Here is a 16214-nt window from a genome sequence, read left to right on the forward strand (position 1 = left end):
GTTTTCCAGGACGTTTGCGCATACGCCGTGTGACGCTAGTTGAGTGGATCCGCCACCGCGTATTTCGCAAGCTTTTCCGGATCTACCCTGACCCCGAGGCCTGCCCCTTCGGGAACATGCACCCGGCCGTTTCTGACCGGGAAAGGTTCTGTCAGAATGTCGTCCTGTGCGTAGTAGGTCGACATGTAGAATTCGCATTGCAGTATCAGGTCCGGCACCGCCGCCATCAGGTGTGTTCCGGCGGCATGGGCAAGACCGGTCTCGAACATGCAACCGCCATAGACCTCGATCCCTGCTGCACGCGCAATGGCTGCGACTTCGAGAGCCCTGCGGATGCCGCCAGACTTCATGATCTTGAGCGAGAAGATGTCGGCCATCCGGATGTTGGCCGCATAGAGCGCACCCCGCGGATCGAAAACGCTTTCGTCGGCCATGATCGGCGCATCGATCACGTGGGTTATATGCGCCATCACCTCACGCTCGTGCATCTTGACCGGCTGTTCGACGAAGGTCGGGCGGAAAACTTCCAGATCGCGCACGCGTCTGACGGCATCATAGGCCGCTAGGCCCTGATTGTAGTCGATACGAATATCGGCTTCCTCGCCGTAGATCTCCCGCATTTTCTCAAGCCGCATGAGATCGAAGCGATGGTCGGCGAAACCTGTCTTGAACTTGAAGATCCGGACCCCGTCCGCCCACATCGCGGCAACGTCTTCCAGATCCTTGTCAAAGTCCGGATTGGCAATGGAAAAGCTCATGCCCATGTCATCGCGCATCCTGCCGCCGACGAGTTCGCAGACCGAAAGACCCGCAATCTGTCCGGTGATGTCGAGCAGCGCCATTTCGAGCGCAGCCTTGGCTTCCGGATGCCCGACAACGATCTTGTCGGCCATGGACATGTGCTTTTCAACCTGAACAGGATCGCGGCCGATCAGATGAGGCCGCAGATGAACATGCAAAGCTGCAGCGCAACCTTCCGCCGTGCCGGTGAAAACCGGCCAAGGCGACGCTTCGCCCCAACCGGTGATGCCGGTGTCGGTGGTCATTTCCAGGATCGCAACGTGAATGCCGGCAACATCACCACTGCCATGCGAATGGACGGCCTTGGCTGGAATGTTGATCCGGTGAACCCGGATTTGTTCGATTTTGTGGTCGCTCACGCGAAACTCCGAGCAGATTGGGAAGTGATCCGTGGGAACAGGGTTATTCAGGCCGGACAACCAGCACACAACATGATGCAAAGCGCGACACTCTCGCGGCATTCGGCCCGATGAACAGGTCCTTGACCGTCGGGCGACTTGCACCGATGACGATGAAACGTGCAGACAGTTCATCCGCATGCTCGATCAGTTTCTCATAGACGACACCACGCAGGACTTCCGTGGTGCATGAAATACCGTTCCAGTCGAACTCACCCGCATAGGCCTCAAGGTCCTTGCGCGCGTCAACTTCGACCTGATTGCGCATGTCCTCGGGAATGTAGGCCTGCACATACGTGTTCTGCTGGTCCGGTATCACAAAGACAAGCTCGACGGCGGCCTCATGGCTCTGTGCCAGCATGATCGCCTCGCGGACCACACAGGCATCCGCCTCCCTGTGGTGCAAATCGACGGCTGCGATGATCTTGACCGTTGCCATGGCGTAATCCTCTTGAAGGGTATTCCTGTAGGGGCCGGAGGCGGCGCTCGACCGCCTCCGGCAATTGTCATCCTCGAGGCCCGCGCATGTTTTCCGGCAGGAAGGTGGCCAACTCGGGGAAGAAAATCATCACGAAGACCATGAGCACCATGATCAGAAACAGAGGGATTGCTGTCTTGGCGATGTAGCCCATTTCGTGATGGGTGATTCCCTGCATGACGAACAGGTTAAAACCGATCGGTGGCGTGATCTGCGCCATTTCGACCACGATCACGATGAAGATCCCGAACCAGATCAGGTCGATCCCCGCGCCAAGAACCATTTCCTGAACGATCGCCATGGTCAGCACGACCGACGAAATCCCGTCGAGAAACATGCCAAGCAGGATGTAGAACAGCATGAGCGCCATCAGCAGCGAGAATTGTGAGAGTTGCAGGCTCTCGATGAATTCCGCCAGTGCACGCGGCAATCCCGTGAACCCCATCGCCAGCGTCAGGGCAGTCGCCCCCATCAGGATCAGCGCAATCATTGCCGACGTTCTGGTTGCTCCGAGCAAGCTTTCGATAAAGGTTTGCCTGGTGAGCGATCCTTGAACTGCCGCCAGGATGAATGCCCCGATCACGCCGATGGAGGCCGCTTCGGTCGCCGTTGCCCACCCCCCGTACATGGACCCGATGACAACAAGGATAAGCAGGATGATCGGGATCAGAAACCGGCTTTCGCGCAGTTTCTCGGAAAAACTCATGCGATTGGCAATCTTCGGCACTTCACCCGGCCGGAGAAAAGACCAGCCGGCAACATAGGCCATGAACATGCCCGCAAGCACGATGCCCGGCAGAATACCGGCCATGAACAGCTTTGAGATCGACTGCTCAACGGCAACACCATAGACAATTAGCGTCAGCGACGGAGGAATCATGAGGCCAAGCGTCGCGGCACCGGTCAACGTTCCGATCGTCATGTACTCGGGATAGCCGCGCTTCCTGAGTTCGGGGATCGACATCTTGCCGACGGTAGTCAAGGTGGCGGCTGACGAACCGGACACTGCCGCGAAAATCGTACAGCCGACGATATTGACATGGACAAGACCACCCGGGAGGCGCTGCATCCACGGACTGAGGCCACGGAACATGTCCTGCGATAATCGACTTCGGAACAGGATCTCGCCCATCCAGATGAAAAGCGGCAGGGCGGTCAGGGTCCAACTGGACGAACCGGTCCAGATCCGCGTCAACATCGCATCGCCTGCCGGGCGCGAGGTGAACATTTCAAGCCCAAGATAGGCAACGCCGAAAAGCGCAAGCCCAACCCACACGCCAGTCCCGAGAAGCAGGAACAGAACGAACAGGAATATGAGAACGAGGTAGATCTCTTCCACGTGTTAATCCCCCTGCGGCTTCGAGCCGGGGGCATGGATATTGTCCCGACCGGTAAACAGCGTTGTCACGAGATTGTCGAATGCGCAGACTGCTAGAAGCACCGTTCCGATGGCCATGGACATCTGCGGTATCCAGATCGGCCAGGCATCGTGCCCCTGGCTGATTTCATTGAAGCGGTAGCTTTCATACGTGAACTTGATGGCATAGTGCGCGAACAGATAGGTCAGGTAGCTTGCAATAGCCCAGCACCAGATCTCGCCGTATTTGCGGTAGCGCCCCAACGCCGTCAGCAGCAGGCTGACGCGAATGTGGCTGCCGCTGTTCAGCGCGTAAGGCAAGGCAAGGAAGGATGCCGCCGCCATACAGTAGCCGGTAAAATCGGGCGCGCCGGTAATGATCCCGCCACCCCATCTTGCAACCATTTGCGAGGCCACAAAAAAGAGGATCAGAATCAGGAAAACTGCCCCCAGATATCCAGCGAATTTGTAAAGCGCATCAAGACTGGTGCGCAAAAGCTTGAAAATAGCCACCGCCGTCCCCCTTCAAAAGCATATGTGCCCGGCGGAAGCCGCCGGGCAGACGTTGTCATGCGGGTAGACTATTGTTTCGCCTTGAATGCATCGACGATGGCCTTGCCCTGGTCGCCTGCGGTCTCAAGCCATTCTCCGGTCATGGTCTCACCGATGGCCCGCAATTCCCCGGCCATCGTGTCGCTCACGCGGCCCGTGGTCATGCCATTCTTGCCCAATTCGTTCACGGTGAACTCGTTGTACTGGATGGAGCGCCAGTCACCGGCATATTCCGCCATGGCCGCACAGCCGTTGATCACGTTCTTGGTGTTGTCGTCCAGGCTGTTCCAGCTGTCCATGTTGACCATGACGTAGTTGCGCGGCAACCAGGCATCCGCCGAATAGTAGTGCGACAGGCTTTCCCAGATCTTGCGGTCATAACCGGTGGACCCGGAAGACACCATACCTTGTGCGACGCCCGTGGCGAAGGCCTGGCTGATTTCGGCTGCCTCGATCTGCACCGGCTGCATGCCGGCGAGTTCGGCCATCCTGGCGCTGGCGTTGTTGTAGGTCCGGAACTTCAGTCCCTTGACGTCTTCAAGGGAATTCACCTCACGGTCGAAGTACAGACCCTGTGCCGGCCACGGCACGGAATAGAGCAGATGCAAGTTCTGCTCGGCCAGGATTTCCGTCAGCGGCTCCTTGGCAACTTCCCAGAGCTTTTCGGAATCTTCAAATGACGTTGCCAGGAACGGCACGCTGTCGAAACCGAAGAGCGGGTTTTCGTTCTGGTGACCCGACAGCAGACGTTCACCGATCGGGACCTGTCCCGTCTGGATCGCACGCTTGATTTCGGCACCCGAATAGAGGGAGCCGCCCGGGTGTGTCTTGATTTCAAGAGCACCACCGGTGCCGAGCGTTACGCATTCGGCAAACTTTTCACCAGTTGCAGAATGGAAGTTGGTCGCCGCATAGGCCATAGGCATATCCCAGGATTCAGCGGATGCAGAACCAGCTGCAAGCACGGAAACGGCGACACTAGCCATAAGAATTTTCGTCATTCCGGACATGGAAAACCTCCTCGTTTTTGTCCCCTCATGCCCCACGTCTGCGGGACACGCTGCTCTTGTGTCGTCTGCCTAGAACCGCTGCGGGTTATAGGCAGACAGGTCGATGTTCTGGCGATCCCCGGATATGAGACCTGCCAGAATTCGCCCGGTCTTGGGCCCGGCCGTGAGGCCGATGTGATGATGTCCAAAACCAGCAAAGACGCCGGATGCCCCGATTTCTCCGATCAGTGGCAAGCTGTCGGAAGGAGCCGGACGGTGACCGAGCCAACTCTCTTCCTTTTCGAACGTCAATTTCGGAAAAGTCTGCGCAACTTTCCTGCGCAGAAACTCAAGAGGCGCCTTTGAGGCCGAAGCCTCGAGACCACCAAATTCGACGATACCGGCGCAGCGCAATCCCGCTTTCATGGGTGTTGCGACAAACTTGCCGGTGGTAATCATCATGGGCGTTTCCGGACCGTTTTCAGCGGACCGGAACACGATATGGTAACCGCGCTCGGACTCCAGCGGCACTGCAAGGCCGAGTTTCTTGGCAAGCCCGCCTGACCAGACCCCGGTCGCCAGGACGACCTGCGTGCAGTCCAGATCTTCACCCGATGTCACAACCTTGCTCACCCGGCCATCCGTGAGCACAAAATCCTTCACCTCAGCCTGAACAAATTTCGCACCCAGTTTCTTCGCCTCTTGCGAAAGTGCCAGAATGTACTTTCCAGGATCGCGGACATAACCGTGGTCATGCATGACTGCCAGCAGCTTCATGTCCGACGAAAGGTTCGGCTCGAATTCCTGAACTGCCCGCCCTTCAAGCAGTTCCGGCTCGAAGCCGGCCGTGCGGCGGAGCATCCAGGTATACCTGTCTGCTTCAAAAGCCTCGCGTGAAGGATAAACGAAGCTGTAGTCGGAATTGACCAGCCATTCTTTCGCTTCGGTTCCCTTGGCCAGCGCTTCGTGCTGGGAAGGGGAATCGTAGAGGATCGGCGCAAGACTGTCTGAAATCCGGCGCGTATCCTTGTCATTGGCGTGGGAAAGATACTTCAGCAGCCATGGCGCCAGTTTCGGCAGATATGACCAGCGCAGGAACAACGGAAATTCCGGGTCCAGCAACATTTTAGGGCTTTTGGCAATCATGCCGGGCGCTGTGACAGGCGCAACAGAACACGCCGCAAGCACGCCGGCATTGCCATAAGATGTCGACGCGGAGGTTCCCGGCTCAACGCGGTCCACGACCGTTACATCTATACCGGCCCGACGCAGCCAGATTGCGGTGGAGACGCCGACGACACCTGCGCCGATGACCACGACATGTGTAGACGCCGCCCCGCTCATCGCATCAGCCCATCCAGCGCCGCACCGGGGCAGCAGCTTCTTCCAGAGGTTGACAGATGACGTCGATCAGTGTGGGGCCGTCATGGGCGAAGGCTTCCTTCATGACACGGTCCAGATCGTCCGTCTTTTCCACTTTCCAGGTTTTCAGTCCGAAGGCCGCGGCGACTGCCGCCTGGTTGGTGCGGTTGAAGTCGACATTGTAGTAGCGCTTTTCGCAGTCGGCGTACTGGCTCGCCTTGATCCAGCCGAAGGCCGAATTGGAAAAGACGATATAGGTGATCGGCGCGTTGGCGCGTACGACGGTTTCGAGTTCACCACAGGCAAAGGCAAAGGACCCGTCTCCCATCATGGCCACGACCTTGCTGCCGGGGCGGCCATACCAGGCCCCGATTGCAGCCGAAAGCGAGTAACCCAACGCGCCGTGTGCACGGTTGGTGATATACTGACGTCCGGGATGTTTCTGCTGCGAATAGGCATTGTAATAGGGGCAGCTTGTTCCAGGATCCGAAACCACGATGGCGTCATCTGGAAGGTTTTTGTTCAATGTGTCAATGATCTGTTCGGGGACGATCAACTCGGCATCGTTTTGAACCAATGCCTGGAACCGGGCGAATTTGCGTTCCTTGATATCGGCAACCTTCGCGGCCCCGCCGAAAGACGGCAGATCTCCGTCACGTGTGTCGAGATACGCATTGACTTCGGCCAGAGCCAGTTTCAGATCACCGACCACGCCTACTTCTGTCGGGTAATTCGCGCCGATGGTCATCGGATCGCTGTCGAAATGCACGATCCGCTGACCGGGCTTGGGAGCTTCCCAGCGCGACGTCGTGGTTGAACCGGCCCGGCACCCCATGAAGACGACAAGGTCTGCGGCTTCCATCATCTCCCAGGTTTCGTCAGTGCCACCATTCGAACCGACGACCCCAAGGGACAGGGGATGCGTATCCGCCAAGGATCCCTTGCCCGATACCGATGATGCCACCGCCAGATCCAGCCGGCTTGCCAACCGGTTCAGGTCTTCCATGGCACCGGAAATGACAACGCCGCCACCGCACACGATCAACGGTGACTTTGCCGTCAGAACCGCTTCGACGGCAGCTCCGACAGAACCCGGTTCTGGAGCTACCCGATAGGCGGGAAAGGTCTGGTGTTTGGGATCGCCCCAGATATCGTCGACCGGAACCGGATCGTATTGAATGTCGTAGGGCAGTCCGAGATGCGAGGAACCCGAACGGCCAGTCGTCATTGCCCTGAACGCCTGGCGCACCATGCGCGGAATATGATCCGCGCGCCTGATGACCGTGTTGAACTTGGTAAGCGGCCGCATCAGTGCTTCCTGATCAACCTCGGTCAGGGGATACTTTCCGTAAGACGCAACTGAAATATCGGTCGTGATCGACAAGACGGCGTAGGAACTCTCGTTTGCCTCGATCAACCCCGGCAGGATGTAGGTTGCGCCACCGCCGGAAGGTCCTTCGCACACGCCGACACGTCCGGTCACGCGCGCATAGGCATCTGCCATGTAGGTCGCGCTGCGCTCGTCCCGCGTCAAGACGTGGGTGATATTGTGGTCGAGATTGTGCATGGCATCATAGAACGGCAACGTCGTGTCGCCGCAAAGACCGAAGATATGCCGTACGCCATGCGCCTCAAGGGAGCGCACCATCGCTTCGGCGCCATTCAGTGTGTTTCGCAAGGTTTCCCCCAAGCTTGCCGCCTGTCCGGACGGGCGTTTTTGTCCTGCACTCAATATTGTATACAGCTCTGTAGGCAAATGTGAAGGCGCAAATGTTCACAAAGCGAATTTTTTGATCTATCAGGGGACACAGAGTTTGGATATGCACGGCAGGACAAAGATGACAAACCGCCTCAGCAGCGTTGACCGCGTTTACGAGACGCTGCGCGACATGGCGATCAATTTCGACTTCAAACCGGGCGAGCGCATAAATGAATCCGCGTTGACGACAAAGCTCGGTGCAAGCCGGACGCCCCTGCGTGAGGCGCTCAATCGTCTCGTAGCCGAAGGTTTCCTGACACTCGCCAAAGGTCAGGGATTCTTCTGTCGGCCACTGGAACCCGTCAAGGTTCTGGAACTCTACCAGGCCCGCTGCGCCATCGAGACCGAAGGCATCATCCGGGGCATCGAAAACGCCAGTGACGAAAAGATTGCGGAGCTCTGCGACTATCTCGACGAGTTCGAAAAGACATACTTCACCTGCACCGACCTGGCCGAAGTGCTGCAGCAGGACGAAGAGTTCCACCTGCGCCTGACCGCTCTGTCGGGCAATGGCGAACTGGTCAGGTTGCTCAGCAACCTGAATGAACGGATACGTTATGTCCGCCTGATCAATTTCCGCCAGATCCGTGAGCAGATGGAGGACGGTGTCGATGTTGACCCGTCCCTGCCCGCACACCGCAAAATCGTCGATGCCGTGAAAAACAGGGACACGGAGACCGCCGTCAAGGCACTCCGAAACCATATCGAACGCCGAAGCGGAGAGACCATAGAACTCGTCCGCCTCGCCTATTCCCAACTCTACGTGCCGAGTTACTGATCGGTTACGCCGGCACCCAAGGTTCGTTTCACCCCCAACGCGGATCATCCAGCTCGACCGGAAAACGGGCCGGAGCAAGGCTTTGCTGGAACCAGAGAACGTAGTTGTAGATCGAATAGACGGGCAGGCCGGTCAGCCGGCGGATGTCGGCGGCATAAGGCACCATGTTGGTGCATTCCAGCACGATTGCGCCAAGATCGCCGTGTGTCGAGACAAGCTCTCTTGCCGCGTCACGCATGTCTTCCAGACATGCGGCAAAGTCGATCTCCGGTGCGTCGCCCAGAATGTCCCGGGTTAAGACCCTGCCATTTTCCGTACCGACGATCGGCGTATTCAGCGGCACGTTTGCCGCCGTCAGGTGATCGTCCGTCAGGGTCTCCCTTGAGATGGTCAGAATGCCGACACGTTTTCCAGGAGGCAGGGTCGACTGCACCATAGGAACCTGCATCAGCGACGAGGTCGCCAAGGGAACTTCGATCTCCGCTGCCAGCTGATCCTGCAGGATCGACAGGAAGCCGCAATTCGTGGTGATGCCGTCGCACCCGCTTGCAACGAGATCCCTAGCTGCCTCGATGAATTTTTCGAGGAGGGGGCGTGCATCGGACCTGACGACGAGATCCGGTGAGGCACCCCGGACCACGCGGTACTGGACCGGAAACGGCCAGGTAAGGGCGTTGCCCATGTCTCCCGGAATGCGCGGAAACCGTGTTTCCAGCATCAGGATGCCGACATTTGCGCCATATACGGTCTTGCCGCCGCGTTGAGACTTCACTGCACTACCCTTTGCATCTCGTGATCCGGATCAGACTCAATATACAAATTTGAACGCAGATCTGTATACAATTTTTATGTATCTTCAATAAAAGACTCGTGCAGCAAGACGGTCCATTGGCGAGACACTCGCCCACCAGATCAACATCGTTACGATCCATGGCAGACCGGCGACCCTGCAGGGTTCCTGCCGATCATTCGCCAGCTGCGATTTTCTCCAGGGCCTGCCTGTCTTCAAGTATCAGCCAGCCATCGCGAAGCTCAATCAGTTCAGCCTTTTGCCACTTGCGAAGACATCGGTTCACGTTTTCGCGTGTATTGCCTGTCATGCCCGCCAGTTCCGACTGGGACTGGGAAAGTTTCTTCAGGGGCCTGTCCGCCGAACCGGGTGCTGCTTCCGTCAGCCTGAGAAGTAGCCTTGCCAATCGAACCGGAAGCTCAAGAAAGGCGATTTCAATCATGCGCTCATCGGAGCGGCGCACCCTGTGGCACAGAAGTTCGATCAGATGGATGGAGAGTTTCGGATTACGTTGCAGCACATCGAGCAACGAGCGCCTTTCCAGGACGATGAGGGTACAGTTCGTCAATGCCTTGACTGTCGCCGAGCGTTCACCGCCGTCGAGCAGCGCAATTTCCCCAAAAACCTCGCCGGACTGAAGGTCATTCAGTGTGATTTCACGCGCACTCGGGGTCAACATGCTGACGCGCACCGTTCCTTCCGCGATCGCCATCATGCTTTGTCCGGTTGCCCCCATGGAGAATATGGTTTCACCGGACTTGAAACGTTTCACGTATGCAAAACTGGCAAGCTCCTGTCTTGCCTGGCCGTCAAGCGCTTCGAAGACAAAGCTCCTGCCGAGGAGCTTCTCCTTGTTGAAATCACCATCGACTTCCATGTTGCTCTCTCTTTCTGCATCCATGTATCGTACAAGGATGGCTACGGCGGTTGTTGCACTTTGGTTTCAAGATGGTGGTATGAAATCAATCCGGGGCGATTGAAAGGCACATTACGGGACAGTGACTATGAGAAACAACGTCATTCTAGCGGCACTCTCGCTACTGGTCATCCTGCCATTGCAAAACCTGTCGGCGCAAACCCTGACAGGCTGCACCAGTACGGAACTGGCAGATCCTGCGAGAGTGGTCTACCAGTGTCCAGGCGGGCTTGTCCTTGAGGCCGAGGCCGCTGCGGCTCTCGGCGTCACGGCAACCGCTACGGACGGGCGGCCTACCGAAATCGATGTGTCATCCGACGCCGTTCTGATCGACATTGCTCCGGGCAGCGGCTCGTTCCAGATCCGCACACCACAGGCAATCGCGGCTGTGCGCGGAACCGTCTACACAGTTGAAGTCGCCGACGGGACAACGGCTGTCTTCGTCAGTGAAGGCGAGGTTACCGTCTCCAGGTCCGATGGCTCCGACCAGGTCGTGCTGGCGGCCGGCTTCGGTGTTGATGTCACGCCCGGCGAACCTGTCGTCGTTCGCGAATGGGGTGCCGAGCGCGTCAGAAATCTCTTCAGCCGCTTTGGTCGATGAAATCCTCTCTGCCGGGCTGGATAACGGCAATTGCGCTGATTATCGGCCTGGCCTGGACCGGGTTTCTTGCAAGGGGCCATCTCGCCGGCAAAGCAAGCGTGATCGACCGTTTCGAGACGGTCCTGCTCGACCTGCGCATCACGATCAGGGGCGAACGAACAGCTCCTGAAGAGATCACCATTATTGCAATCGACGACAGAACGGTTTCCAAGGCAGGGCAATACCCGCTCAGCCGGAATCGTCTGGCTGACCTCATCGGCAAGATCAGGGACGCTGGCGCCAAAACACTGGCTGTCGACATCCTTCTGTCCGGCGGACCGGAGAATTCCGACATCGTGCCACTTGCAAAGTCGTTGGGCTCAATCCCGGCAGTCATCGCTGCTGCCGGTCTTGTCGATGAAACAAGGTCATCGGTCAGCGCCGTGCCGGTTATCAGCAAGGTCCTGTTGCCTGCTTCCGAAATTGGCGAAACCGCTTCCATTGGCCTGGCGAACATTGTCACCGACAGCGGAGGCACTCCGCGACACATCCCGCTCCTGTTCCTGACAGAGACCGGGCTACAGCCGTCTTTCAGCCTCAAGGCGATGGAACTCTTCTTGACCGCGGCGCCAAACGTCACCGAAACGGGAATTCGTCTTGGCGACCGGGTTCAGGAACTTGATATGGGCTGGCACCTGGCCTTGAACTACTATGGTCCCCGAGGAACGATCACAACAGTCAGTGCAGAAAGACTGCTGGAAGGAGAACGGATTGACCTGGCAAACCGGATTGCCGTTCTCGGGGTAACGGCAACGGCGGTCGGTGATCGTTTCGGCACACCTTTCGATCCGGTCCTGCCGGGGGTCGAAGTCCAGGCGACGGGTATTGCCAACCTGCTCGACGGATCCGCTCTCTCAAGGAACGAAAATACGCGCCTGGCAGACAGCGCGGCCGCATTCGCGGTCACACTTATTGGGTTGGCTGCAGTTGCTTTCCTGCCGCTTGCACCTGCTTCGATAATCTATCTGGCCATGCTCGCCGGATGGGTCGCGATTACATTTTTCCTGTTTGGGCAGGGTCAATGGTTAAGCGGGGCACTGCCGTTCGCAGCCAGCCTACCACCCGTTATCGCCCTGATTGTCACCCGGCAGATATTCGACCGGTTCCAATCCAACAAACTGATGCAGGCCCAAGAGGCCCTGAGCCGGTTTCAGTCTCCCCGGCTGGCAAAGCGCGTTGCCGAAGATCCGGATTTCCTGATGGTGCCGAAAGAGCAGGAAGCAGCCATGCTGTTCGTTGATCTATCGGGCTATACTACCCTGAGCGAGCAACTCGGCCCTGCCAGAACGCGTGATTTTCTCAAGAGTTTTCATACGATCGTGGTCGACGTTGCCAACAAGACCGGCGGCATCGTGCTCGATTTCATGGGTGATGGAGCGATGCTTGGGTTCGGAATTCCCGAAACATCGGAAAACGATCCTGCCAACGCTGCCCTGTGTGCGTTTCTGCTTCACAACGGTATTGGCGTCTGGTTGAGCGAGACCGGAATGAGCACCCGAATCAGCAGAGTTAGGGTCGGGGCACATTACGGACAGGTCGTTCTCTCCCGGCTCGGTCACGACAGGCAGCAACAAATCACAACGACCGGGGACTGCGTCAACGTTGCCAGCAGGCTGCTGGAGGTCGCCAAGGATCTCGATGCTTCCGTTGTCATTTCCAAGGACCTGCTCGACGCGACCTCATTCGTGTCTGACGACACCGTCATTCCCCCGCGGATCGAAACCGTCACCATCAGAGGCCGCCAACAGGAACTGCAGGTCGGTCTTTGGCGATCCGACGAATGTCCGACAACTTCAATCGAAAACGGCAATGTCCCGTTGCCCCTGGTCTTCAGTCAGGCCCGTTCAGATAATGTTCTGCCGCGCAAAAGTTGAACGGCCGGCACACAAGTGCCGGCCGTTCCCGCGCTTCGACAGTGCAAATCAATCGCTTAAAGTATCCTGTAGAGAGTCATGTCTCTCTTAATCATGTGATGAAACAAAACTGCACCAATATGAAGCGCGAACAGGGCGAGCAGAATCCAGGCACTCCACTCGTGGATGGCCGAGAGGTTCCAGGCGATGTCCGGGCTCTTGCCAATCGGGCTCCAGACTTCCACCAGGCCGAACCAATTCAGGGGAAACCCATGGGCGTTGGTCGCCAGAAAACCCGTCACCGGCATGATGACAAGGAAGGCATAAAGCAGGCCATGCACCCCAGAGGCGGCCACCCGTTCCAGGGCGGAGCCTTCATGCTTCGGGGCCTTCGACGTAAGCTTGTATCCGACCCTCAGGAGCATCAGCCAAAGGATCAGAAATCCGAAACTCTCATGCAGCAGGTAAAACGTCGAAACAACGTCTTTCTTGGCAAAACCGATCATCAACCCAAGGGGCCACGTGATCAGAACCAATATGGCAACGGCCCAGTGCAAGAGACGCGCCGGGGAACCGTAACGCTCAGACGAGACAGACACCGATTGCAAGGAGCTTGCTTCCGCTTCAACCGTCATTCTTGCTGGCACTGACTTCTCCTCTGGCGCTTTAACCTGTTTCACAAGCGCTGAACCACCGATGAACGTTTTGTCCTTCGATAACCTGAAGATAGTCAAAGCCGCGAGAGATGCCTGTGACGCGCAGCACTTCACCGGCACGCATACCGGTCCCGCAGTTCAGGATTTTGACCCGAAACGGCGTCCCCTCTCGACAGATGAAATCTCTGCCGTTGCTACGTCCGCGCTCTTTCGAAGGCTGCCCAGGCTGCCTCGAATTTTTCGAAAGTGAACCCGGGTTCGCGTGCAGGTCCCAGAACGAGATGTTCGGTGTCGAGGAGTTTGCGGATTGCTTCGGCCAGATCCGGCATGACTGCAGCTGGTATGACCAAAGCGCCGTGCCGGTCCGCGTGAACGAGCTCTCCGGGATGAATGTCCAGTCCGAAAATCCTGACCGGCGTATCTATTTCCCTGACATGGACAAAGCCGTGGCTTGGACCGACCGATCCCGCAACGACCGGGAAACCGTCCGGCAAGTCGCCAAGGTCGCGCATGACACCGTTGGTCAGGGCGCCCGACAGGCCCAGCCCCTTGTGAACCGTCGTGTTGATTTCGCCCCAATAGGCCCCGATTGCGTTCGGATAGTCTATGTCCTCGACGACAGCCAGTGCCGGACGAGGTCCTTCGGACATATGACGATAATAATCCATGCGCCGGGCCTTGATGACGTCAGCCGGCTCTGTCGGTGGCGCCAGCGCCGAAATTCGTGCGGTTCGGGCAAACCCGACCATGGCTCCGGAGGTCGGATCGGACGACAGCATGGTGCCGCGGGTGAAGCGGTTGAAACCACGCCTGCCTTCTGCAACCTCGATCGCGTTGCAGACCGTCGGCGTGTCGACGGTTTTGAGAAGATTCAGAAGGTCAGCTTCCATCAGAGTTCCAACCAGGTCTTGAAGGCCTCATTGACGGCCTCGGGTTGTTCCAGGGTCGGCAGGTGCCCTGCGCCCTCGACGATATTGAGCACGGAGCCCTCAATGAGGTCATGCATCCGTTCGTGTCTCTCCAGCGGACAGAGCCGGTCTTCCCTACCCATCAGGATCAGGGTCGGGATTCCGACCGCCCGCAGGGCTGCCTGCTGATCGGGCCTGGATTGCAAGGCTCGCGACTGACGCTCGAAGACATCGGCACCCAGGTCGAGTGCCATATCCATGCAGATATCGAGGACATCCTCGCGGAGTGGCCCGTTCGCCAGATAGTTCGGCTTGAGTTCGTCCCTCATGACCTCGCGCAGACCGCCTGCCCGGACCTTGTCGATCTGAGGCTCCCGGCGCCGCCTGACGTCTTCCAGCTCGGCACGCGGATTGGTATCCAGAAGGGCCAGCCTGTCGATGCGCGCCGGAGCCTGTCTCAGAACCTCCATTGCAACGATGCCGCCCATGGAAAGGCCGGCCAGGGCGAATCGCGGCGGGGCCTTTTCCAGAATATCGGCAGCAAGTGCCTCGACAGTCGCATGCTCAGTGATCGGAGCAAGATGAATTGTCATTCGCCCGGACAGCGCGGCAACCTGCGGACCGTAAAGCCGCCCATCGCACATCATGCCGGGAAGAAGGACCAGTGGGATCACGCACGTTCTCCGGCGATTGCAGCACCATCGGCAAGTGCCTTCAGTTTGGCGAAGGCGATCTCCGGATCAACTGCGCCGTAACCGGCGAAGGTGCCGAAGCCGCAGTCGGATCCGGCAATCACCCGATCGGCTCCGACGATTCCGACAAACCGGTCAAGGCGCTGCGCAACCACTTCCGGATGTTCAACGAAATTCGTTGTGGTGTCGACGACACCGGGAACCAGCACCTTGTCGTCGGGAATTTCGGATCGCCGGTCCCTGAAAACAGTCCATTCATGCGCATGCCGCGGATTGGACGTTTCAAATAGGACGTAGCGCGCGCGCGCCGACATGAGTGTTGAAAACACCTTGTCCATGGAAATATCACAGACATGCGGCCCTTCGTAGTTTCCCCAGCAGATGTGAATTCGGACATTCGCCGGATCGATGTTCTGGAGCGCATGGTTCAGTGCTTCGACATGGCCGGCTGCAATCTTGAGAAACTCCTCATCAGAGAGGTCGGTAAACAGCATGTGACGCGACAAGGCGAGATCCGGACAGTCAAGCTGCAGTTTCAAGCCGGAGGCGACGATGGTCTCGTATTCGGTCTTCATGACATCGGCAAGCGCCTGCAGGTAGGCCTCCCGCGTGGGGTAATAGTCGTTTTGCAGAAACAGCGAGATGACCCCAGGCGATGCGGCATTCATGAACCCATGCTGAGCACCATGTTCGGACATTGCCCCCTTTAGATGCCGGATGTCCTTTACCAACTCCCCCTGGCCCTTTGAGCGCACTTCACCAGTGCACATCGGCCTGGCATATTGCGGCGTACCACCGCTTTCGGCGATCCGCTTCAGAAAACCGGGATAGAGCTTAAGGTCCGCCGGAGCGTTCCGGGGACTGTCACCGGAGAACCCCGTGTAGCGGTCTTTCACGTATGTAGCGTAGGAAATCTTGGAGGTCTCGCCATCGCTGACGACCGTCACACCGGCGTCGACCTGTTTGCGCACAGTCTCCGAGACAGCGGCAGCCATCGCCGCGTCGAATGCCGCCTCGTCGTAGTCCTCACCCTTTTCGCGTGCAAATATGAAGTCGACGACTTTCTGTGTTCTCGGCAACGAGCCGACATGGGTAACGTCAATATTGCTCATGATCTCCCCCGGTGTGTCTGGCAGGATTTCAGCCGTGCCTCTGGTTTTCTTCAAATGCGTGGTTCCCATTCAGGTCTTCGCTGCCAGGCGAAGTACGGGCCGGGAACACCTGGCCTGTTGTTCTGCTTCCAAGCTGGTTTCCGCGTTGCCGGATGATGGTCAAGGTCCGGGAT

At 57.9% G+C, this 16214-nt stretch carries 16 protein-coding genes; 3 read left to right on the forward strand and 13 right to left on the reverse strand.

Annotated elements, in window-relative coordinates; all coding sequences use genetic code 11:
• Window positions 1–35: 35 nt before the first annotated feature.
• The 7 genes from LA5095_RS29515 to LA5095_RS29545 form a co-directional block, all read right to left on the reverse strand.
• Window positions 36–1160, reverse strand: coding sequence for an enolase C-terminal domain-like protein (locus tag LA5095_RS29515; RefSeq protein WP_055391544.1), 1125 nt, complete (start codon window positions 1158–1160; stop codon window positions 36–38).
• A 43-nt stretch (window positions 1161–1203) separates the two neighbouring features.
• Window positions 1204–1638, reverse strand: coding sequence for a universal stress protein (locus LA5095_RS29520; RefSeq protein ID WP_055391545.1), 435 nt, complete (start codon window positions 1636–1638; stop codon window positions 1204–1206).
• Window positions 1639–1705: 67 nt separating this feature from the next.
• Window positions 1706–3016, reverse strand: coding sequence for a TRAP transporter large permease (locus LA5095_RS29525; RefSeq protein ID WP_055391546.1), 1311 nt, complete (start codon window positions 3014–3016; stop codon window positions 1706–1708).
• A gap of 3 nt (window positions 3017–3019) precedes the next feature.
• Window positions 3020–3547, reverse strand: coding sequence for a TRAP transporter small permease (locus tag LA5095_RS29530; protein ID WP_055391547.1), 528 nt, complete (start codon window positions 3545–3547; stop codon window positions 3020–3022).
• Window positions 3548–3615: 68 nt separating this feature from the next.
• Complete coding sequence (locus tag LA5095_RS29535; protein ID WP_208992914.1) at window positions 3616–4596, reverse strand: TRAP transporter substrate-binding protein; 981 nt, start codon at window positions 4594–4596, stop codon at window positions 3616–3618.
• Window positions 4597–4665: 69 nt separating this feature from the next.
• Window positions 4666–5919 carry an NAD(P)/FAD-dependent oxidoreductase gene (locus tag LA5095_RS29540; protein WP_055391548.1) on the reverse strand — a complete coding sequence of 418 codons (1254 nt, stop codon included), beginning with the start codon at window positions 5917–5919 and terminating at the stop codon, window positions 4666–4668.
• 4 nt (window positions 5920–5923) lie between these two features.
• The gene (locus LA5095_RS29545) at window positions 5924–7615 is read right to left on the reverse strand and encodes a thiamine pyrophosphate-binding protein (RefSeq protein WP_055391581.1); all 1692 of its coding nucleotides are present in this window, start codon (window positions 7613–7615) and stop codon (window positions 5924–5926) included.
• 160 nt (window positions 7616–7775) lie between these two features.
• Between LA5095_RS29545 and LA5095_RS29550 the strand changes: the two genes are divergently transcribed.
• Entirely contained in the window at window positions 7776–8474 is a 699-nt protein-coding gene (locus LA5095_RS29550) for a GntR family transcriptional regulator (protein ID WP_055391582.1), read from the forward strand.
• Between the two features lie 28 nt (window positions 8475–8502).
• On the opposite strand, the gene LA5095_RS29555 is transcribed toward LA5095_RS29550, so the two are convergent.
• Complete coding sequence (locus LA5095_RS29555; RefSeq protein WP_082442590.1) at window positions 8503–9246, reverse strand: aspartate/glutamate racemase family protein; 744 nt, start codon at window positions 9244–9246, stop codon at window positions 8503–8505.
• A gap of 193 nt (window positions 9247–9439) precedes the next feature.
• Window positions 9440–10141, reverse strand: a complete 702-nt coding sequence (locus LA5095_RS29560; protein WP_055391584.1) for a Crp/Fnr family transcriptional regulator — start codon at window positions 10139–10141, stop codon at window positions 9440–9442.
• A gap of 127 nt (window positions 10142–10268) precedes the next feature.
• Here LA5095_RS29560 and LA5095_RS29565 point away from each other — a divergent pair, with 127 nt between their 5' ends.
• On the forward strand, window positions 10269–10781 hold the full coding sequence (locus tag LA5095_RS29565; protein WP_055391549.1) for a FecR domain-containing protein: 513 nt from the start codon (window positions 10269–10271) through the stop codon (window positions 10779–10781).
• Window positions 10778–12694 carry a CHASE2 domain-containing protein gene (locus LA5095_RS29570; RefSeq protein WP_082442591.1) on the forward strand — a complete coding sequence of 639 codons (1917 nt, stop codon included), beginning with the start codon at window positions 10778–10780 and terminating at the stop codon, window positions 12692–12694. The genes LA5095_RS29565 and LA5095_RS29570 overlap by 4 nt, the downstream gene beginning before the upstream one ends.
• A gap of 56 nt (window positions 12695–12750) precedes the next feature.
• Here the strand turns inward: LA5095_RS29570 and LA5095_RS29575 are convergent, their stop codons facing one another.
• From LA5095_RS29575 to LA5095_RS29590, 4 genes are all read right to left on the reverse strand, one after another.
• Window positions 12751–13308: a cytochrome b gene (locus tag LA5095_RS29575; RefSeq protein ID WP_055391550.1), complete on the reverse strand. Its 558-nt coding sequence runs from the start codon at window positions 13306–13308 to the stop codon at window positions 12751–12753.
• Window positions 13309–13523: 215 nt separating this feature from the next.
• Window positions 13524–14219 carry an RraA family protein gene (locus LA5095_RS29580; protein WP_055391551.1) on the reverse strand — a complete coding sequence of 232 codons (696 nt, stop codon included), beginning with the start codon at window positions 14217–14219 and terminating at the stop codon, window positions 13524–13526.
• Window positions 14219–14911 (reverse strand): alpha/beta fold hydrolase, encoded by a 693-nt coding sequence (locus LA5095_RS29585; protein WP_055391552.1) that lies wholly within the window; start codon window positions 14909–14911, stop codon window positions 14219–14221. Before LA5095_RS29585 ends, LA5095_RS29580 begins: the two co-directional genes overlap by 1 nt.
• Complete coding sequence (locus tag LA5095_RS29590; RefSeq protein ID WP_235808802.1) at window positions 14908–16110, reverse strand: cobalamin-independent methionine synthase II family protein; 1203 nt, start codon at window positions 16108–16110, stop codon at window positions 14908–14910. Before LA5095_RS29590 ends, LA5095_RS29585 begins: the two co-directional genes overlap by 4 nt.
• Window positions 16111–16214 lie beyond the last annotated feature (104 nt).

It is taken from the genome of Roseibium album, assembly GCF_001404515.1.
GTDB classification, from domain to species: domain Bacteria; phylum Pseudomonadota; class Alphaproteobacteria; order Rhizobiales; family Stappiaceae; genus Roseibium; species Roseibium album.